This is a genomic window from Ignavibacteria bacterium (assembly GCA_016873845.1).
Lineage (GTDB): Bacteria > Bacteroidota > Ignavibacteria > Ch128b > Ch128b > JAHJVF01.
This window is the reverse complement of the sequence record VGVX01000031.1, coordinates 1-21,623: the sequence shown is the minus strand read 5'-3', so window position 1 is coordinate 21,623 and position 21,623 is coordinate 1. Positions and strand designations below refer to the sequence as shown.

The 21,623-nt window shown below is 36.3% G+C and carries 19 protein-coding genes; 3 read left to right on the top strand and 16 right to left on the bottom strand.

Annotated features, from left to right (window positions below; translation table 11 throughout):
* Positions 1 to 84 precede the first annotated feature (84 nt).
* Both pckA and FJ213_07465 read right to left on the bottom strand, forming a co-directional pair.
* Positions 85 to 1,740: a phosphoenolpyruvate carboxykinase (ATP) gene (pckA, locus tag FJ213_07470; protein MBM4175997.1), complete on the bottom strand. Its 1,656-nt coding sequence runs from the start codon at positions 1,738 to 1,740 to the stop codon at positions 85 to 87.
* Positions 1,737 to 2,954: an aminotransferase class I/II-fold pyridoxal phosphate-dependent enzyme gene (locus FJ213_07465; GenBank protein MBM4175996.1), complete on the bottom strand. Its 1,218-nt coding sequence runs from the start codon at positions 2,952 to 2,954 to the stop codon at positions 1,737 to 1,739. Before FJ213_07465 ends, pckA begins: the two co-directional genes overlap by 4 nt.
* A 276-nt stretch (positions 2,955 to 3,230) precedes the next feature.
* On the opposite strand from FJ213_07465, the gene FJ213_07460 reads away from it, so the two are divergent.
* Positions 3,231 to 5,669: a PKD domain-containing protein gene (locus FJ213_07460; GenBank protein ID MBM4175995.1), complete on the top strand. Its 2,439-nt coding sequence runs from the start codon at positions 3,231 to 3,233 to the stop codon at positions 5,667 to 5,669.
* A gap of 118 nt (positions 5,670 to 5,787) precedes the next feature.
* Here FJ213_07460 and FJ213_07455 read toward each other — a convergent pair whose 3' ends face one another.
* From FJ213_07455 to hrcA, 14 genes are all read right to left on the bottom strand, one after another.
* Positions 5,788 to 6,345, bottom strand: a complete 558-nt coding sequence (locus tag FJ213_07455; GenBank protein MBM4175994.1) for a ribosome recycling factor — start codon at positions 6,343 to 6,345, stop codon at positions 5,788 to 5,790.
* Between the two features lie 36 nt (positions 6,346 to 6,381).
* Positions 6,382 to 7,098 (bottom strand): UMP kinase, encoded by a 717-nt coding sequence (locus FJ213_07450; GenBank protein MBM4175993.1) that lies wholly within the window; start codon positions 7,096 to 7,098, stop codon positions 6,382 to 6,384.
* Positions 7,098 to 7,964, bottom strand: coding sequence for an elongation factor Ts (locus tag FJ213_07445; GenBank protein MBM4175992.1), 867 nt, complete (start codon positions 7,962 to 7,964; stop codon positions 7,098 to 7,100). The genes FJ213_07450 and FJ213_07445 overlap by 1 nt, the downstream gene beginning before the upstream one ends.
* A gap of 13 nt (positions 7,965 to 7,977) precedes the next feature.
* Complete coding sequence (gene rpsB / locus FJ213_07440; protein ID MBM4175991.1) at positions 7,978 to 8,733, bottom strand: 30S ribosomal protein S2; 756 nt, start codon at positions 8,731 to 8,733, stop codon at positions 7,978 to 7,980.
* Between the two features lie 106 nt (positions 8,734 to 8,839).
* Positions 8,840 to 9,226 carry a 30S ribosomal protein S9 gene (gene rpsI / locus FJ213_07435; protein MBM4175990.1) on the bottom strand — a complete coding sequence of 129 codons (387 nt, stop codon included), beginning with the start codon at positions 9,224 to 9,226 and terminating at the stop codon, positions 8,840 to 8,842.
* 14 nt (positions 9,227 to 9,240) lie between these two features.
* Positions 9,241 to 9,681, bottom strand: coding sequence for a 50S ribosomal protein L13 (gene rplM / locus FJ213_07430; protein ID MBM4175989.1), 441 nt, complete (start codon positions 9,679 to 9,681; stop codon positions 9,241 to 9,243).
* Between the two features lie 154 nt (positions 9,682 to 9,835).
* Positions 9,836 to 10,315: a pantetheine-phosphate adenylyltransferase gene (coaD, locus tag FJ213_07425; GenBank protein MBM4175988.1), complete on the bottom strand. Its 480-nt coding sequence runs from the start codon at positions 10,313 to 10,315 to the stop codon at positions 9,836 to 9,838.
* A gap of 12 nt (positions 10,316 to 10,327) precedes the next feature.
* Positions 10,328 to 10,870, bottom strand: a complete 543-nt coding sequence (gene rsmD, locus FJ213_07420) for a 16S rRNA (guanine(966)-N(2))-methyltransferase RsmD (GenBank protein MBM4175987.1) — start codon at positions 10,868 to 10,870, stop codon at positions 10,328 to 10,330.
* A gap of 1 nt (position 10,871) precedes the next feature.
* Positions 10,872 to 11,795, bottom strand: a complete 924-nt coding sequence (locus tag FJ213_07415; GenBank protein MBM4175986.1) for a hypothetical protein — start codon at positions 11,793 to 11,795, stop codon at positions 10,872 to 10,874.
* 12 nt (positions 11,796 to 11,807) lie between these two features.
* Positions 11,808 to 12,338 carry a hypothetical protein gene (locus FJ213_07410; protein MBM4175985.1) on the bottom strand — a complete coding sequence of 177 codons (531 nt, stop codon included), beginning with the start codon at positions 12,336 to 12,338 and terminating at the stop codon, positions 11,808 to 11,810.
* A gap of 18 nt (positions 12,339 to 12,356) precedes the next feature.
* Entirely contained in the window at positions 12,357 to 12,836 is a 480-nt protein-coding gene (locus FJ213_07405; GenBank protein MBM4175984.1) for a helix-hairpin-helix domain-containing protein, read from the bottom strand.
* A gap of 158 nt (positions 12,837 to 12,994) precedes the next feature.
* Entirely contained in the window at positions 12,995 to 14,164 is a 1,170-nt protein-coding gene (dnaJ, locus tag FJ213_07400) for a molecular chaperone DnaJ (protein ID MBM4175983.1), read from the bottom strand.
* Positions 14,165 to 14,815 (bottom strand): nucleotide exchange factor GrpE, encoded by a 651-nt coding sequence (gene grpE / locus FJ213_07395; GenBank protein ID MBM4175982.1) that lies wholly within the window; start codon positions 14,813 to 14,815, stop codon positions 14,165 to 14,167.
* 21 nt (positions 14,816 to 14,836) lie between these two features.
* Positions 14,837 to 15,880: a heat-inducible transcription repressor HrcA gene (gene hrcA, locus FJ213_07390; GenBank protein MBM4175981.1), complete on the bottom strand. Its 1,044-nt coding sequence runs from the start codon at positions 15,878 to 15,880 to the stop codon at positions 14,837 to 14,839.
* 1,221 nt (positions 15,881 to 17,101) lie between these two features.
* Between hrcA and FJ213_07385 the strand changes: the two genes are divergently transcribed.
* Both FJ213_07385 and FJ213_07380 read left to right on the top strand, forming a co-directional pair.
* Positions 17,102 to 19,312 carry a T9SS type A sorting domain-containing protein gene (locus tag FJ213_07385; protein MBM4175980.1) on the top strand — a complete coding sequence of 737 codons (2,211 nt, stop codon included), beginning with the start codon at positions 17,102 to 17,104 and terminating at the stop codon, positions 19,310 to 19,312.
* A gap of 17 nt (positions 19,313 to 19,329) precedes the next feature.
* On the top strand, positions 19,330 to 20,817 hold the full coding sequence (locus FJ213_07380) for a T9SS type A sorting domain-containing protein (GenBank protein MBM4175979.1): 1,488 nt from the start codon (positions 19,330 to 19,332) through the stop codon (positions 20,815 to 20,817).
* The last annotated feature ends 806 nt before the right edge of the window (positions 20,818 to 21,623 follow it).

Sequence of the window (21,623 nt, the reverse complement as noted above, 5' to 3'; positions counted from 1 at the left end):
AACAAAACAACAAAATATTCAAAGTTTACTGCAAGCTCGAATTTGAATCGAGTCACAAAGCTTAAAACTCGTGAATTGTACAATTCATGTTTTTACTAATCTCTTCGGTCCTGCATTTTTCACATCCTGAGAACATCCTTGCTCAAACAATTTGAAGTTCTCAACAAAGCGAGCAACTAATGCATCATATTTTTTCCAATACTCATCTTTATTTCCCCATGAGTTAGACGGTTCGAGTACATCGTCCGGAACATCGGGACAAGTTACCGGAACTTCAAATCCGAATAATTTATCTTTACGATATTTTACTTTCTCCAATTTTCCATCAAGTGCGGCATTTAACAGATTTCGTGTGTGACGAATGCTGATTCTTTTTCCGACACCAAATCTGCCGCCAACCCATCCTGTGTTCACCAGCCAAACAGTAGCATTGTGCTTCAACATTCTTTGCTTCAGCATTTCTGCATATTCAAACGGATGACGGACCATGAACGGTGCACCAAAACATGCACTGAATGTGATTTGCGGTTCGATTCCAAGTCCGATCTCTGTCCCAGCAATTTTAGAAGTATATCCACTGATAAAATGATATTGAGCTTGTTCTGGAGTTAATCTTGCAATCGGAGGCATCACACCTGATGCATCACAGGTTAAGAAAATAATATTTTTCGGGTGAGTTCTTACATATCCTTCAGAAACAACATTTGGGATAAATTCAATTGGATACGATGCACGTGTATTTTCGGTGATCGCATCGTCGTTTAAATCGATTTGTCTTGAGATAGGATCATAAACAACATTCTCAAGTATCGTTCCGAATTTTCTGGTGCATGCATAGATTTCAGGTTCGTGATCCGGTGATAACCGAATAACTTTTGCATAACAGCCGCCTTCAAAATTAAAAACGCCTTGAGAACTCCATCCATGCTCATCATCGCCGATCAATTGCCGATTTGGGTCAGCTGAGAGAGTTGTTTTACCTGTACCGCTTAAACCGAAGAACAGAGCGACATCACCACTCTTCCCAACATTCGCCGAGCAATGCATTGGAAGTACATCTTGAAAAGTAAGAAGAAAATTCAGCACAGTGAAGACTGATTTTTTAATCTCGCCGCCGTACAATGAATTTGCGATGATCGCCATCTTCGCACCAAAATTTAGAATGATGGATGTTTCCGTGCGAGTCCCGTCGATAATAGGATCGACTTTGAACCCGGGAACCGATATCACAGTGAATTCAGGAACGAATTTTTTCAATTCATCACGATTTACAGTTGTTAAAAACATGTTTCGTGCAAACAGACTGTGCCAAGCTTTTTCAGTTACAATTCGGACCGGCAATCGATAATCCGGATCGGCACATGCAAAGCAATCCTGAACAAAAAGTTCTTCCCCCTGTGCCCAAGCTTGAAGCCGTGCAAAAAGCTGATTGAATTTTTCCGAGCTGAACGGGCGATTGTATGAACCCCACCAAATTTTTTCTTCGGTGCTTTCTTCGCGAACTACAAATTTATCCGCAGCTGCTCGTGCAGTATGCTTTCCAGTATTTACTAAAAGGGGTCCATTTAAAACAAGCTTTCCTTCATTTCGGAAAATTGCTTCCTCATAGAGAGCTTCATCTGGTAGATTCCAATATACTCTGTCGAGAAAAGTCAGCCCTTGATTCTTCAATCTGAAATCAGACGCAAGCTCCAGAGCTTGTTTTGATGCGGGTGTGTTGAATTCGAGATATTTACTCATGACCAATCCCTCACTAATTTTCTATCGCCAATGTAAAGTTCATTCGGTGCGTTTGGATCAAGTGCCCATTTCATTCTCTCGATTCCATCTTGAATATCTTTTATTGCTCCGCAGAAACTAACTCGCAAATATCCTTCCATTCCAAATTCTACACCGGGAACTGTAAGCACTTGAACTTTATCGATCAAAAATTCAGAAAGTTTTTGTGAACTTTTCTCATAATAACTGAAATCTGCAAACGAGTAAAATGTACCGTCAGGATTTGTAACTTTCACTCCGTTGAATGAACGGAGCAAACTGATTAATACATTTCGATTGTTTTCAAGTGCAACGCGAAGATTCTCTACACTCGATTGAACGCCATTGATCGCACCAGCCGCTGCCAGCTGCAATACAACAGATGAACCACCGGTTTGATGTCCTTGAATGTTCGTCATCGCCTCAACAATTTTTTTACTTGCAACTGCCCAACCGACTCTGAATCCGGTCATCGCATATTGCTTCGAGACACCGTTAACTACGATAAGCTTTGAATTTTCAGAAAAATCTTTTGCATAATTGAAACAGTTTACAGGCTTTTTTCCATCGAAAATCAATCGATGATAAATATCATCCATGATTAGATAAATATCTTTCTTCTCACAGAACTGCACTACATCTGAAATGAATTCTTCCGGATACATCGCGCCAGATGGATTGTTTGGACTATTTAAAATTATTGCTTTTGTGTATGTACCGACACGCTGCTCAATATCCTTTATTGTTGGGTAAAAAGAACCATCTTCTGCGTAAACTGGTACGCCTACTGCACCGCAGAGCCGAGCCATATCCGGATAGCTAACCCAGTATGGTGCTGGATAAATTACTTCTTCTTGCGGATTTAATATTGTTTGAAGTGCTACCATGATTGCCTGTTTTGCACCGCTTGATGCTATAATATTTTGAGGAGCAACTTTTCGATTGTAGAATTCCTCAGTGTATCGAATGATTGCTTTTTTCAAAGCAGGAATTCCATCAGGTGGGACATAACGAACCTCACCGGTGTTTAGATTCTGAACAGCAGCTAAAACCGCATCGAGTGGTGCACGGCTTTTTGGCTCTCCGCCGCCGAGATGAATAACCGGATCTCCCTTCTCCCGCAAAATTGCTGCCTTCTCATTCAGAGCTAAGGTAGGCGATCCATGAATGCTTTTTGCTATTTGACTTAAGCTCATGTTTTTTCCTGGATGTTTTTGATAGGACTGATAAACTTCAATAAATAATAAGAATTTCTTAATACAAATATAAGAAACTGTAATCTTAAAATGACTACGAAGTTATGCGACCTTGAAATTTGATTTTGAAACAAATTGTTTAAGACAATTCTTCAGGATCTAATTTTCACACTAAGTTCGAGTAATTTTTATTTCTACTTTTTTTTGCTTGTTGGCTATTGACAATCATTTTTAATTTAACCACGTTTGCAGTGTAGTCTTTCCTTTATTGTGCAGGTGTTGTTATTTATAACATTAATGGAGTTGAAAATGAAAGTCTTCTTTGGCTCTCTGTTTGCACTCTTTCTCTTACTTACAAGCTGCAAAAAACCTTCAGATAACCCAGTAACTCCTGGAGATGATAAAAAAATAAACGTCGGCGATTTTGTCGATATAACCACTCAATCAATCGGCACTGGAGGTGGTGAAATCACTGTATCAAAACCCGGCGATCCGTTGAATGGGATGAAAATCACAATCCCTTCAAAATCATTTACGACTATGAGAAATTTTAGCATTTCTCAAGCTCAGATTAAAAGCCACAAGTTTGGAGATGACTTTAATCCGATTTCCCCGCTCATTAAAATTAAATATGAGGGAGGATATGCAGATTCGGTAATGAAATTAAAAATCCCGATCAAGCTTCCGACTGGTCATTTCGCGATGGGATTCTTCTACGATGAAACAACCGGAAAACTTGAGGGATTGATGTTAGAGGATCTAACAAATGATTTCATCACGGTCTCCACTCGGCACTTTGAATCAAAAACAAAGGTTAGTAAAAGTGTATTTCCTACAGATGAAGTTTCCGAAGGTTCTCTGATCATCGCAAGCATACTTGAATCAAAATTAGCCGGACATCCTGTGATTGCAACAGGCTTCGACCCAGGCTACGATGATTGGGAATTTCCTAATTGGGGTTCTTACATTTCTCCTAATGGACACTGTGCTGGACAATCAATTACCGCAATTTGGTATTACTATGAAAAAGCATTACGGGGAGCAAAAGATCTTTTCCATGGCTATGATAAAATTTGCGATAAAAGCTTTCCACCTCAATACCTTTGGTATGATAATCCAAAAGGATATAGATTTTCATCGGTGATTCAAGAAGAATTAAATTTTAGCGGTTGGATGAAGAAGATGGATACCCTAAGCGCAAAACCGAAAAATACTTTTTACTCAATAATAAATTCGATGCTTAAAACGGGGGAGCCTCAATTAATCTGTATCCGACGAATCTCGCCCGATACCGCTGGGCATGCAGTTGTTGCATATAAAATTGATCCAATTCTAAAAAAAATATATGTAGCAGACCCAAATTTCCCGGGAAATCGAGATTATGATAAAACTTCAACTTCTGTACGTGTTATAGAATTCGATGGGACAAATTTTTTACCTTACCAATCAATGGACAATGTCGGAAATCCGATCAGCTCTTTTAATCAAATAGGTTATTTCGGAAAATCAACTTTTATAGATATGAGTAAAGTCAAATATCAATGGACGAAAGTCGAACTCGGAACAATTGGAGATGATAAATTTCCAGCTTATCAAATTATCGATAAAACTACCGGTCGAACAATTACTGAAACAATGGACTATGATCAAGAAACAATAAAATTCACTGTTCGTTCTACAGCATGTGATGGTATAATGGCGGGAACAGATTACCTACAACCCTTCGAATTAATTGACACTGCTGGCGTAACAATTGAGACGGGAGATATTCATAACTATGGAGCCGCATCTGTAAAATTAAAACCTGGAATAAACAAATTTGGCATCTACATTAAAGGATTGAAAAATGTTAAAGGAATCTCCACACCAGAATTTGTTGATTTCAAGTGGGTAACAATCAATTACACTGAAAAAGTAAGCGTATCAATCACCCCAAATCCATTTACTGGGAGAGTGAATACAGATTATACATTCACTGCGACTGTGACAGGCATTGCTCCTTCAAACTTAAAATATGTTTGGAATTTTCAATTTGGTTCAGATATTCCAACTTCTATTACTAAAATTAATGAGAACACTGTAACTTACAAATTTACTAAGGTCGGAAATTATGCAGTTTGGATGTATCTATATGATAATTCAACAGGGAGTTTGTTAGCATCATCTTCGATAGTAAGACCGACTATAATTGCTGGTGCAGATATTTTCACTACGAAATCTGCTGGAGTTTATTTTACAGCTTTATGGGTATTTGATAATACCAATTACACGACAACCAATTTTACAATTGGTCAGGATTATTACATCTATCACGGCCAAAAAATGAACTGGTCAGGAAATGATTTTTCGATTGATTTCAATTATAAAACAGGAGATATGTACGATTCAGTTTACTATACCGGCAAAGTGTTTGGCTCTGTTTCAGCTGATGGGAATACTATCAACAATATCACAGCAGAGTTATACACAAGCACAAAAAGTGGAGGAGGATTAATTCGAACTCAGAAAATTACGTGTACTAATCTGCCAGTAACAGAAATTGGAACTTATGCCGTGCAATCCGTAACAATTGGACCACAAGCATCAGAGAAAGTATCGAGTATTCAATGGTTTGGAAGGTTCAAAGATTACTATACAGGAGTGTGGGAAAATTATACGTTAACATCTGTAAATTATACAAGCTCAACTAATTTAAGAATAAGTTTTAGTAAGTGATTTTAAAAACTTGATTGTATAAACAAAAAGCCGCTCACTTGAACGGCTCAAATTCTCAATTATTAAAGTAAGGAGTGAGATTTAATTCTGCACTCCGCATTCTGCATTCCACACTTGGTTACACTTCCATAATCTCTTTTTCTTTATGTGCGAGGATATCGTCAATCGATTGAATATATTTATCTGTTAATTTCTGAACTTCCTGCTCTCCACGTTTCCGTTCATCTTCGGGGAGGTGTTCATCTTTCTCAGCTTTTTTTAAATGGTCGTTTCCGTCTCTGCGAATATTTCGGATTGCGATTTTGCCTTCCTCACCGAATTTTTTTACGAGCTTGACCAATTCTTTTCTTCTCTCCTCATTTAAAGGAGGAATTGGGATGCGTAAAACATTTCCATCACTGATTGGATTCAAGCCCAATTCAGATGCAAGAATTGCTTTATCTATGGCTTGGATGGCTGATTTATCCCAAGGTTGAACAAGTATAGTGTGAATATCCCCAACGCTTACATTCGCAGTTTGATTTAGCGGCACAAGCGAACCATAATAATCCACTTTTATTCCATCAAGCAGAGCTGTGGTAGCTTTACCTGTTCTAATTTTCACCAACTCTTGACGTACGACTTCGACGGCTTTTTTCATTTTATCTTCGGTCTCATTTAGAATTTGGTTTTTCATCATAACATACCTCGATAAAATTATAAAATATTTATTTTAGTGATTAACAATAGTTCCGATTTTTTCTCCGAGCAGAAGTTTTTTCAAATTCTCTCGAATGTTCATGTTAAATACTACAATCGGAAGTTTGTTTTCTTGACATAGGGTAATAGCAGTCAGATCCATCACTTTCAAACCTTTTTTCAAAACATCGAGTGAACTGATCTCGGAAAACTTCACGGCTTTTGAGTTTTTTTCAGGATCTGAATCATAAATTCCATCTACACGTGTACCTTTTAAAATTACGTCTGCTCTAATTTCTACGGCACGCAATGCTGCAGCAGTATCAGTAGTAAAATAGGGATGTCCAGTTCCAGCACCAAGAATTATCACTCTTCCTTTTTCAAGATGCCGCATTGCTCGACGTCGAATATATGGCTCAGCAATTTCTTCAATTCTAATTGCAGAAAGCAATCGAGTGTGAATTCCTCGATTTTCAAGAGTTGTTTGAAGCGCGAGTGAATTAATTAACGTAGCAAGCATCCCCATCTGGTCGCCGGTTACTTGATCAAATCCCTGATCTATACCGGAAACTCCGCGGAAAATATTTCCGCCGCCGATTACAATCGCAATATCTACATTAAGTTTTCTCGCTTCTTCAATCTCATCTGCAAGCCGTTGGAGAACATTTGGATCAATACCAAATTTTTTCTCTCCGAGAAGATCTTCGCCGCTGAGTTTCAGAAGGATCCTTTTGTAGATTGCTTTTTGCATTATTTTTTCTCATCCGCAAGATGATATCTGAAGAACTGTGAAATTTTAATATCAGTATCATTTGCTTTGTTAAATTCTTTCAGAAGATCACCAACAACTTTTGAACCATCTTTCACAAATGCCTGTTCAACAAGACAGTTCTCTTGATAGAATTTCTCGAGCTTACCAGTTGCAATTTTCTCAAGAATCTGCTCTGGCTTTCCTTCGTTGCGTGCTTGGGATTTATAAATCTCAAGTTCTTTTTCGAGAACTGATTTATCGACATCTTCTCTTCTTACAACTAACGGTTTCATAGCGGCAACTTGCATTGCGACATCTTTGCCAAGCTGATTGAATTCAGCTGGAATTTCTTTTGAAGATTCATAAGAAATTAAAACGCCAAGTTTTGCACCTGGATGAATATAATCGATCAGCACTCCAGAAGGAATTGTAATTTTTTTAAATCGAGATAATTCAATTTTCTCGCCGATCTTTCCGAGAACTTCGTTAATTAAATCTAAAGCTTTTAATTCGCCAATTTTAGAGTTCAATACTTCTTCAACAGTTGAAAAATTATTCTCGAATACCGAATCAAGAAGCTTTTGTGATAGTGCTAAAAAGTCATCGCTTTTAGCAACGAAATCCGTCTCGCAGTTAAGCTCAAGTATTACGGCGGTCTTTTTATCATCAGATAATTTTGTTACAACTACGCCTTCATTGGCAGTTCTTTCTGCTCGTTTTGCGGCAACAGCTGCACCCTTTTTTCTTAAATAGTCAATGGCTTGTTCAAAATCACCACCGCTTTCTTCCAATGCTTTTTTGCAGTCCATCATACCGGCACCAGTCTTATCACGTAGTTTCTTAACAAGTTCAGCAGTAACAGCCATGAAATTTCTTCTCCTATTCTTTCTCTTTTTCTTTTTCTTTCTTTTCTCTTTCGTCTTGAGCTTGAAGTTCGGCTTTCAAATCTTTCGCTTTTTGTTTTCCTTCGAGAACTTTATCCGCCATAACTTTAATGATTAGCTCAATTGCCTTCACCGAATCATCATTGGAAGGAATTAAATGATCAACTCCTTCGGGATCACAATTCGTATCTACTATAGCAAATACAGGAATTCCAAGACGCTTCGCTTCTTTAATCGCAATGTGCTCTTTTTTAATATCAACAACGAAAAGTGCGCCAGGTAATTTTGTTAGTTCAGAAACACCTTCAAAAACTTTTTGCAGCTTTTCTTTCTCGCGTGAAAGAACTAGTTTTTCTTTTTTCACAAGACGATCAAAAGTTCCGTCGTTTTCCATCTTTTCGATATTCTGCAAACGTTTGATAGATTTTCGGATAGTCACGAAATTCGTTAACATTCCACCGAGCCATCTTTCACTTACCCAATTCATTCCAGAACGCAACGCTTCAGTTCTAATCACATCTTTTGCTTGTTTCTTAGTTCCAACGAAAAGGATCTTCTTCCCTTCCATTGCAACTTTCTCAAGCTCATCAGCAGCTTTAAATAAATATTCTTTTGTTTTGTTTAAATCAATAATATGAATCCCGTTTCTTTCCATAAAAATGTAGGGTTTCATTTTGGGATTCCATCGGCGGGTTAGGTGCCCAAAGTGCGCACCTGATGCTAACAATTCGGTTAAACCAATATTGATCATATATCTCCTTTTTTGTTTTTCTTCTATCCGCTTCAACTCCGATTGAGATCCCGATCGATCGGGACACACTCAATCAGATCCACGAATATGCTTATTAATAAAAATCTTATCTCTTCGAGAATTGGAATCTCTTACGAGCTTTCGGACGGCCGTATTTTTTACGTTCAACCATTCTCGAATCTCGTGTAAGAAATCCACCTTGACGCAGCTTTGGTCGAAACTCTTCATCGACCAATAGCAATGCACGTGCAATTCCGAGTTTGATTGCTCCGACCTGCCCGGCAATTCCACCGCCATGTGCGGCGACTAAGAAATCATATTTTCCCTGAGCTTCAACTGCTTCAACCGGTGCTAAAGCCATTCTTTTATCGACTTCAGTAGGAAGATATTCATCGATAGTTTTATCATTGATAGTCACATTGCCAGAACCGGGTCTAATAGTTACTCGTGCAACAGATGTCTTTCTTCTTCCAACAGCTATTTTATCAGCCATTAAATTCTCCTAAACTAAAATTTTAATACTTCAGGTTTTTGAGCTGCGTGAGGATGCGATTCGCCTGCATAAACTTTCAGCTTTTTGGAAATTCTGGTTCCAAGCCGGTTTTTGGGAATCATACCTTTAATTGCATGCTCTAAAATGTATTCGGGATTTTTCTGCATATAATCGCGGAATGATACAGTCTTCGCTCCGCCTGGATACATCGAATGCCTGAAATATGTTTTTTGTGTTTCTCTTTTTCCTGAAAATCTTACTTTGTCAGCATTAATCACGATAACAAAATCACCGCTGTCTACATGAGGCGTAAAAATTGGTTTATGCTTGCCTCTTAAAATGCGGGCTACGTTCGAAGCAAATCGTCCAACGATCTGATCTTTAGCGTCTACGACATACCATTTCTTATCTATATCGATTTCTCTTGCTGATTTGGTAATTCGTTCCTGTTTCATATTTAAAGTTCTCCAAATGGCATACTTATCTTTGAAATTTTAGCTTGCAAAGTTAAAGAAATATTTCGGAATTGTCAAAAAATGAAGTGCGGAAACATCTTCCTGAACGATGGATTTCTCTATCCCATTATTAGAACGGAGAAAACATAGCCATTTAACTAAATTTATTGTTCAATCTATTTATGACGCATTTAGGTACAAATTCCGATACATCTGCATGAAGCCGGGCGAGTTCGCGTACAATTGTAGAGTTTAGATAAGTATATTTCTCATGCGGCATAAGAAAAACCGTAGTGATTCCATCGGATATCTTTCTGTTCATCAAAGCCATTTGGAACTCATACTCAAAGTCGCTTATTGCACGAAGCCCGCGAATTATCGCGACTGCATTTTTTCGCTTTGCATATTCAACAAGCAATCCATCGAATTCATCCACTTCGACGTGCTTATAATCTGCGACTGCCTCTTTGATCATTTCCATTCGTTCTTCTTTAGTGAAAAGCGGAGCTTTAGAAGCATTCACTAGAACTGAAACTATAATTCTATCGAATAAACTCGCAGCACGTTGGATCACATCAAGATGTCCAAGTGTAATAGGATCGAATGTACCGGGATAAATTACGATTTTTTCCATTTGACTTACTTTCTAAAATTTGAAAAGATAAACAGCATCATCACCAATCAACTTAAAAACTTTTTTCGAAAAATGCTCCTCGTCTTCTTTCAAAGTTTCTTTGCTTCTCTGAATGATCAAAATTCCGTTTTCAACGATGAGTTTTCTTTGCATAATATTGTCATATGTCTTATAAATATCAAAAGTGAAATATGGCGGATCAGCAAAAATTAGATCGAATTTAGCGGATGTTCTATCTGTAAACCTATCTGCCGAATCGTTGATGATTTGAATTTTATCCAGCACCTTCAAATCAGCAGCATTTTCTTTTAAAAGATTAACAACCGGAGTTTGTTTTTCCACGAAAGTGCAATGAGCCGCACCTCTGCTCAGGCATTCAAAACCGACAGCACCTGTTCCTGCATAAATATCGCAGACGCTGATACCTTCAAAATCAAAGTGATTATTTAAAATGTTAAATAGAGTTTCACGGTATCGGTCAGTCGCAGGACGAAGTCCATCAATTTTTGCGGACTTGATTCTTCGGCTTTTGAATTCACCTGAGATAATCCTCATGCTAACTCCGCCTTAGAGCAATTCCAACCGATGGTGCAAAGCAATGAAAGTTTTCATAGGCGGGCGAGTTGATCACTTCCTTGTTAATAATGAATTGCTTGAAGGGATTTATTAATTCAATATCTACCGGGAAACTAGATGTAAGTTCTGTGAACGCTTTCTTTGAAATCTTTTCTGTACTCAGAAAAAATTTCGGAGGTGAATTCTGCGATCTACTTTTTGTTAAATCCAGAAAATGTTTCTGAAAAATATCGACGAGTGTTTCGTCATTGCTTTTCTTTATGTGTCGGTAATTAAAAAATTCCCCTTTGTCGATCACACTAATTTCCACCAATGAATTCTTTTCCGATACAAGAATTGAATGACGATTATTGAAATCCGCGTAATTATATCTGCAGGATGTTTCTGCACAAAAGTGATCAACATCCGTTACACTGATATTAATGTTTAAATCCTCAAAGATGTTTTTGAAGAAGGAGATAAATCTTTTTCTGACAATCAAAACTATTAGCGAATTTGCACTATCATTCGGTGGAGATTTTACTTTATGATAGAACAAATGATAATCTTTTATGTTCTTTTCCCCAATCAGAACTGTAAATTCCCAATGGAGCTGATTCTCTATCTCCTCTGTATTTAAATTTGCATCTATTGGAATTTTAGTGATGAACGAAATTGCGGAATCCAAACAGAGATTAGCTTTGAGCCCGACGAATTTTCCGGACTCTGCCTGCTTTTGAATCGAGTTATAAATTTTTAATCTGTTTTCTTGGCTTAAGAGATCGGAATAGTCGAGCGGAGAATTGAATTGAAATTTATCAAGGTTTTTAAGTTCGATTCGTCCATCGTCTTTTTCGCACAAAATTACCCAGTAGAGATTTTCTTTTGAAATTGAAAATCCCACTGAGTAAATTTTTTCATCCATTAAACTTTTATTTTATTGTCCCCAGGATGGAACATTGATCTTGAGATCGTTCTTTAAATCTCCAACAGTACCATAACCATCCGGACATTCAAGATAATAGCGGTTGCCCATAGTGGTTTTTGTATCAACGCGCAGGAATTTCCCTCTTTGATTTACCACAGTATCGCTCGTTGTAGTTGTGTCTATTTGAAGAATGTAGCGTGAATTACTCTTCGGTGAGAACATTAAAGAATCCAATACAAAAGTACCGGATTTTAACTTCTTAAATATTGAATCTTTTTTTGCACTGATAATTGTGTCTGTGTTGATAAAATTAAACAGCGAATCAAAACTATCCGTGAACTTACTGAACTTGTTTCGATAAAGAACTTCTGCCTCTTTAATATTTGTCATTCGAAGTCTTGATTCTTCTCTGAAATACTTTTCTTGCTCAATTACTTCCTGCGGGTCAAGTATCGCAACGCGAATTAATAAGTAAACTAAGCCTGCAGCAACTAATAATAAAATTACGTGGATGTATGTCGGTTCTTTCCGCGAGGTCATCTTTCCTCCAAGGATCTTTTATTTTAAGGTTATAAATTCTTTCAAAGCTTCAAATTTCTTTTGCCCGATACCTTTCACATTCATTAAGTCATCCTTTGATTTAAATCTCTTTACGTTTGTTCTATATTCAATAATTCTATCAGCAGTCTTTTCGCCGATACCGGGTAATTTAGTCAAATCACTTTTTGAAGCAGTATTGATGTTTATGCTTCCTGGTTTTAATTCATCCTTTTTGCTTTTTTGTTCGACCTTGAAGTACATGCTTCGCAGCGAATCGGATGAATAAACATTTATTTTTTGAACAGAATCTGCACGAAAAATTTCAGTAAATATACTATCTATATTTGTTTTTTCAAATTGATTGTTTTTTGAAGCCTGCCAAGAGTTAAAAAGATTTACGCCAATTCCTACACCTCCCAATCCAAGAATCACTGAAAGAACTCTGATCTCGTTCTTTGTTAAATAGTTTTTTGGTGAAAGATCTTTTAAACTAAACATATCAGATTATATTTTATTAATTATCAAGTATTTCAATTATTGGCGAATGTTTTACACCACTTCGTGCCTTGGTGTCTTCGTGTCTATAAAATCTTCTTAAAGCAAACTTATAATTTTATTCGCAACGGCGCGAAAACTCAAAGTCTAAACGACTAATCTTAATTCCATACATCTTTGATGTGTTCAAAAATCGATTTGGTTTTTTTGCTTCTCTCTTTTGGTGAGAAATTCGGGCTTACCATCATCGATTTAACCATTTCCTTTTCTTTTGGACTGAGTTTATCTGGTATGAAGACATTCACATAGATTAATTGATCGCCGGTTTTGTAACCGTTCAAATTTGGAAATCCTTTATTTTTCATCCGCAGAATTTTTCCGGGACTAATTCCTGCATCAATCTTAATTTTTGCACGACCATTTAAAGTTGGCACTTCGACTTCGCCGCCAAGTATTGCTTCCGGAATTGATAAGTACAACTCATAAATAATATCATCTCCGTTGCGTGTAAAAACTTCATGCGACTTCTCTTCTATGACAACAACTATATCGCCAGCGGGCCCATTTCTCTTGCCGACATTGCCCTCACCTCTCAGTGTAAGATAATTTCCATTCGAGACGCCTGCAGGAATATTCACTGATATTGTTGATTCTTCTGCTAATCTGCCGTCACCTTTGCAAGTCAAACATGGCGTTTTGACAACTTTTCCTTCGCCGCTGCAATTGCTGCAAGTCGCAATATTTACAAATTGTCCAAACACTGAGCGGGAAACTTGCCGAACTTCTCCCGATCCATTGCATGCAGAACATGTTTCAAGTGAGCTTCCTTTATCTGCGCCTGTTCCATTGCATTCGCCGCATTTTTTATGACGCTTGATTTTGATTTTTTTAGAAACGCCGGCAGCAATTTCTTCATAAGTTAATTTTAAATTTACCCGCAAATCGCTTCCGGGCTGACCTGTGCTGCCTCTTCTTCTGGAACGAGTTGAAGTGCTGCCGCCAAAGAAGTCGTCAAAAATTCCACCACCGAATCCAGAACCTGAAAATATATCCCTGAATGAATTGAAGATATCATTAATGTCTGTGTATTCACGGAAGTCAGTTCCCTTCATTCCCGCGTGACCGAATTGATCAAATCTTCTGCGTTTTTCAGGATCGCTTAGCACTTCGTAAGCTTCCGCGGCTTCTTTAAATTTTTCTTCAGCATCTTTGTTGCCTGGATTACGATCAGGATGGTACTGCATCGCAAGCTTGCGGTACGCTTTTTTTATTTCATCACCGGATGCATTTTTTGAAACACCAAGTATCTCGTAATAATCACGTTTAGTCATTTATTCTTTTTCTTTCTCATTTCTGTTTTCACTTGAATCATTTTTGCTTTCATCGATTTGCTCTTCATCCGATGAAACAATTACTTTCGTGTGACGAATGACTTTATCTTTGAGCATGTATCCTTTTTCAACTTCTTCAATCACGGTATGTGGAGGAACTCCCTCTTTCGGAACTTGAAGCAAAGCTTCGTGCAGATGAAAATCGAATGGCTTGTTCAAAGCTTCAATATGTCTTAGTCCGTAATTCAACAGAATTTTTTGAAATTTATCTCGGATTAATTTTATTCCTTCAAGCACGTTGTTTTGATTCGTCTCTCCATTTGTGAAATTGAGAGATCTTTCAAAATCATCTAGAATGGTTAAAAGATCTTTGATTAGATTTTCATTTGCATATTTGAAAAAGTTTATTTGCTCGTTCTCAATTCTTCTTTTGTAATTTTCAAATTCAGCAACCTTTCTGAGAAATTTGTCTTTCAATTCTTTGTTCTCAGCTTCCAGTCTTTGGATTTCCGTTTCAACTGAAGGTTTTTCGGCTGCTGCTTCCTTTTCATCTCCATTCAATTTATCACTAACTTGTTCATCAGCCAATTGTTCATCTTTTGTGCTTGAATTTGATTGTTCATTTTTTTCTACGGTCAATTTTTTCTCCATCTTTTTCGATTTGAATTTCATTTAGTCTTGTAATTTTTTACTTAAAACTTCTGTTAACATTTTGGACATATAACCAACAATTGCTATCATCCTCGAATAGTTCATTCTTCGTGGTCCGATCATTCCTAAAACTCCACCTGCATCGCCAGATTTATATGAAGCCGTTATCAGACTGTAATCGTTCAATTTATCATAAACATTCTCGGCGCCAATTGAGACCATAATCTCGTCATCACTCATTTCTTTAGCACGATCCAAGATGTGCAGAATTATCTCTTTGTCTTCCATGAGCTCGATTATGCCTTGAATATTTTCAGCACTCTTAAATTCCGGTGATTTGAAAATGTTTCCCATTCCGGAAATATGAACTTTGTCAGTTTCCTTTTCTTCCGAAAAAATCTTTTCAACCGAATTGAGGAAAAGTCTCACAACACCGGATTTTTCGTTTTTCAGATCCTCGAATCTTTCTACAAAAGTCTTCTTGATCTCCAAGAGAGTCAAGCCGGCAATTCTTTCATTGATTATACTTTGAGCCTGTTCAAGTTTTCGAGATTCAAGCTCAATAGAAAATTCTAAGCTGATTGTTCGGATAATTCCGCTTTTCAATGAAAGGATTACCATAAGTACATTGTGCGGAAGCTTTACTAATTGAATCTTCTCAAGGACTGATTTATTAATGCTTGGATACGAAACCATTGCAAGCTGCGACGAAATTCTTCCTAAAATATTAGATGCAGTTTTCAGGATTTCGTCGTCGGGTTCAGAATCTAATGCAATTCCTTTATCAATTGATTTCCTCTCATGTGCAGTTAAATGCGGAGTGTCCATCAAAAGGTCGACATAGAATCTGTATCCTTTGTCCGTCGGAACGCGACCGGCCGAAGTGTGCGGATGATAGATCAATCCCATTGATTCAAGGTCAGACATTACATTTCGAATAGTTGCGGGACTTAGTCCCAGTTCGAATTTCTTGCTGATCACTCGTGAACCTACAGGATTGGCAGTCAGAACAAAATTCTGAACCACACACCTAAGAATATTTTTTTCTCTTTCGGATAATTCCAATTTCTTTTCTGAAAATTCTTGTTTTGGCTTGTAAAATTACAGGAATGATTTAGAAGATTCAATAACTGAAATGAGTAGCCAAATAGTGAATTTCAAAGCCGATTATTGATTTAATTAAGTGGTTTGAGCTTTAGGGAGAAACGATGTTGGCAATTCCCCTACTCCGTGTTCCTCCGTGCCTTCTCTGTGAGTCTCAGTGAAAGAAAAAAAATTCACCACAGAGAACCACAAAGCTGCACAGAGGAAGTTATTGTGTAGTTACAATTTATATAATACCTAATTGGATATTGGTCTGCAGTTTTTCCATTTCAAAATACTGATGTATCCAGCACACTTCGTTTGACTTAAAAACCTTTCAAGCTTTTCCTTATTGATTTTACTATTTTGCATCTGAGAGACTCCTTTTGTTTGTTTTTTTTATTTTTTAATAATTTAATTTGGGGGCTCTCCTTTTAATTTTCAACTAAGTTTTAATATACACCAAGAATTGAATTAGCCAAGTTTATCGATAAGCTTACGTTAAAGCAAAGATTCGAGAAATTGCAGAACGCACTTGAAAAAATTCCCTTAACGTTTAACGAAATTACCCAAGAGGTTGACGCAGTTAGGGAAAAAATGGTTGGATAGAACTAGGCAAATAGAAAAATAAAATTGGAGTACCTACTCCTCTCAGTGCCCCTCCGTGCCTTCTCTGTGATTCACTGTGAAAGAAAATAATTTCACCACAGAGACCACAAAGTTGCACAGAGTAATTACAAGCTTGTACGCAGTTCTGCTTCTTTTTTTTGTGATGACTCCAGCTAAACTGTAAATTTTAAAAACCGTGAAAAAACACATTTTTTACTTGACATAAGACTTTTTATTGCACAAATTCACACAGTAACATTAAGAGAAAATGAACCCATATAAATTAAATAGTCGGCTGCTATTTATTGATTCTCATTTAAAAATTTTTAGGGCGAATATTTACTTACTTACTTACTTACTTACTTACTTACTTACTATATTATATATACACCCGTTGTTGGAGCGGCTTCGTTCTCAGACGGAAGAACCTATTCGCACTCCTTAGTTTCACAAATAAAAGCGGAGGTTTGGGCTTGTCGCTCATCTATCGAAAATATTGATGAGAATACGACAGGATTTACATAAGGAAAATTGAGATGATTGGACACACAAAGATAGTATCAAACTTCAATTTAGAAACTAAAGGAGTAAAAGATGAAAAAAAGTAAGCTTTCTTTTAATATCGACAAGTTACATTTAATAATGTTTTTGAGTGTTACATTACTTTCTATCTTTACTTGTTCAAATCTTACATATGCCCAACTTTTTGATAAGTTAGATTATGAACTGGGCGAAGAACATTTCAAAGAGTCTGTTAAAATTCCTGCATTTGGCCCAAATGGTATTGTAAGAGCATTAGTTGTCTTCTGTAAATTTTCTGATGACACATTTGATTTATCTCCTTTTACCGACCTTTGGCCTTCTTCCCAAAATACTCTTCCCTCATGGACGAGCAGCATCATTGCCCCTGCTTTGTGGTTAAATTATCCTCATCCAAGTATAAGCGGTTATTTTCGAGATATGTCCGGTGGCAGGTTTGATGTAATTGGAGATGTCTACCCAGAACTCTATATACCTGAACATGAGCAAAGTCACTACTGGATTGATAATGGTCGTCATCTCGGATACTTAGTTGAAGAAATATTAACAAATATAGACCCATGGGTATGCTTCGATGATTATGATAATTGGGACCCGAATGACTACAATTGTAATGGGATAAAAAATGAACCTGACGGTGTAGTTGATATGATAATGATATGTTTTCGTTTTGCTAATACCTTAGAATTGGATTGGAAATTAAAAGACATCAACGCAATTAGTGGCTATCAGGGAATCTCTGGACTTACTGGAACAAGAGAAAGATTTGGAAACGGACTAACAACATTAACACTTGATAATGTTACTATAAGCGCAAGTGTATTAACATCAGGTACATTTCAAAATGGTGTAACTGATTTACATGGTGGATTACCTGTTCTTGTTCATGAAATTGGGCATTATCTCTTTGGACCCACACATTACAAATTTGGTAATTTTAGTTTAATGGACGGTAATACTGCGGGCCCTATGCATGCTTTTGAACGAATTAAATTGGGTTGGGCTGTTATAGATTCGATTATCTCAAACCAATCAAACGTTCCAATCTCAGATGGAATTACATCGGGTAAAGTAATAAAAGTACCTGTCGTTACCCCAGGTTATTCATTTTACAAGGATCATTTCTTAATCGAAAATAGAAAACCAATATCTTATTACTTAAGTAGTTGGTTGAAGTATAATGACGGTCCACTCAGAAATCCTGGTAACGGATTATTAATATCAAGATCTACCCGAATAACTGGTGGTCCTTCTCATATAGAGTGTGCCGACGGTAAATGGAATTGGGAAAAGACTTGGCATACTTGGTTTGATTGTTTACTTCCGGATGGCACAACTACTACAGATTCAGGTTGGATATATAATTTTCCATTTAATAAAATATCAATGAATGGAATCTTTGGTGAAAATGAAATGAATTTGCGAGATAAAAAGTCTTCATATTTTTCTTGTAATATTACAGCTAATCATAATGACTATTTGGGAGATGAACATGATTTTTTCAATATAGGTTTAAATCGAGTTTTTTCTCCTTGGAGCAATCCAATCACTAGAAGAAACTCACAAAGTATACTTGACACAAATAACATTTGTATAGAAATAATTAAAGATACTCTAAATATCTTTTATGTAAACTTCTATACTTCGAATCCTGAACTTGCCGCTCCATCAAAGCCACAAAATTTAATAATATCTTGCAGTGTAGATAATAATCCAATTCTAAAATGGTATAGGAATTCCGAGCCTGATATTACGAACTATAAAATATACAAGAGAAACTCGAGTGAATCAGGCTTCCAGTATTACGCAACAACCACAGATACGTTCTTCATAGATGTAGCCGAACGATGTGTTACAGGTCCGCCAATTCCCAATGAGCGTAACATTTATTACAAAGTCACAGCAAATGATAATCAATCTAAAGAGTCAGTACCATCTGATTCCGTATCTACAAGAGTCAGGGGTTTACCGATTGAAAAATCAGTTAGCGAAAATAATTTAATAGAAAATTATCTGGGACAGAATCATCCCAATCCTTTTAATAGTAAAACTAAGATAAGTTTCTCAGTAAATGAAATTACTAAAATTAAATTGAAAATATTTGATATATTAGGTCGAGAAGTAATTACCTTGATGGATGAAGTTAAACAAAAAGGCAGTTATGAAATCATTTGGGATGCAACAAATAATCCAAGTGGAATTTACTTCTATCAAATTACTTCAAGAAAATATACCGAAGCAAAAAAAATGATTTTATTAAGGTAATTAAGGAGGTTCAGAAAATGAAAAAAATGACTTTAATCTTTTTGATTCTACCTTTACTAAATGCACAAAGCCAGTCGATACTTGTAAAAAAATTAACTAATCTTCCACTTAATTGTGTTCGTCCTTCGATAGCGGCAAGCATAACAGCAGACCGATCAATTTTGATCTTTGAAGAAAAAAATGATACAACATCAAACATTTGTATTCTAAACTATGATACTCATAGAGACAGTTTCATGAATCGAATAAAAATTACAAATAATAATTTCAATAACAAAAATACGAGTGGCAAGTTTTTACAAATGGCTGGTTTTTATATTATTTGGGAGTCAGATGAATCCGGTAATGCGGATATTGCTTATAGTTCAGGATTTGATACTTTTTGGAATCCACGGGAATATTTAGTTAACTCGAGTGATAACGAAGAAGAAGCAAGTGAAATATCTCATTCGTTCGAAAACTATGACGAAATCAACTTAACATATAAAAAAAACAATACTGTCTTTCACTTGTTATTTAATGGCGTCGATAAGCTTGTAAATGTAATTTTTCAAGCATCAGACAGTGTAAAATATCATAGTCCGACTGGATCGGTTTATTTAGTAGAAGGGAAAATATCAGGTTATATGTTTGCAGTACGAGACGAATTAGGTAAACCTCCTAAAATTGTTCATAAATCTAAATCCTTTGGAGATAGTTTATGGAGTATGGAAAAAACAACTTTTGATAGTGGGTATTGTAGTAATCCAAAATTTTATCAATACTACTTGACCTTCGAAAGTATTATCAATGAAAAGAAGCAAGTTTATTACTTCACAAAACCGAATGATTTTGGAAAAAATTATCTGGCAAGGAGAATAAACCAAGATGATTTTATCGAAACTTCGGATGTTAATATGCATTTTTCTATTGGATCAGCGAACAAACTTTATGATACAAATAGTATTTCATTTCGTCATACTTATAAACTAAAACGAGGCGACTCAAATTTTGTTTATGTAGTTGGCGGTACACTCGGTAATTTGAAAGATTCTTTGATTTATGTAAAATATCCATACTCGAAGCCAACAGTTGGTGTAGTTGAATATCAAAATGGATTTTACAAATTAATCACCTACACTGTTTGGGAAGATAGTTCAGATGGTAAGTTAGCACTCTTTGGCGTTCGAAGAGAAGACCATTACGGAACTATTGGAGTTGACGACGGTAATTTAACTAAACCGTATGATTTCAAGCTATTTCAAAACTATCCAAATCCATTCAATCCAAAAACTATAATCAAATACTCGATTGTTAATGGACAATGGAGAATGTACAATGTACAATTAAAAGTTTATGATTTACTTGGCAGAGAGATCGCAATGCTCGTCAATGAGGCTAAGGAACCCGGCGAATACGAAATTGAGTTCAATGCAAGTAAATATGGTTTGAGTTCTGGAGTATATTTTTATCAACTTACTGCTGGCTCATTTACTACGACTAAGAAGTTGATTTATTTACAATAGTGTTAAGAAACAGGCAGGATCCGAGGAGCTATCTGTAAGAAATTGAGAGGGTAAACAAATCTTTTAATCATTTTCCAGATGAGGTTTATTGATTGGTACTCAGAATATTTTTTCCCTCTCTGTGTTTCTCCGTGCCTCCTCTGTGAAAAAAAATTCACCACAGAGTTACACAGAGAACCACAAAGCTGTACAGAGAAATTGAAAGTTTGTTCGCAGTTCTGATTCTTTTATGATGACTGCAGCAAAACTGTAAATTTTAAAACCGTGAATAATCGCATTTTTTACTCGACAAGATAAATGATTTTATGCAAATTCACACAGAAGCAAGACGGGAAAATGAACCCATATAAACTAAATAGTCGGTTGCTATTTTATGTTTCTCGTTTAAAAATTTTTAGGGCGAATATTTACTTACTTACTTACTTACTTACTTACATTATTATATATATACCCTCTGTTGGAGTTCAGTTCCAGACAGAAGAAAAGTTTCGCACTCCTTAGTTTCACAAATAAAAGCGGAGGTTTGGGCTTGTCTCTCATCTATTGATAATATTGATGAGAATACGACAGGATTCATATAAGGAAAATTGAAATGATTAGGCACACTAAAATCGTCCTAAACTCAAATTCTTTTACTTAGTTAAAGAAATTCATAATTATTAAATAAACAGTGAGTACATTTTTATCAATTATAAGGAGATATAAAATGAAAGAAGTGTTAAAAATAATCCTTTTCTTAATTGTCTTTATTGGGTTTATTAGCTGCAAAAAAGAGTCCCCTGTTGAAACAGATTCTAATCTTCCAA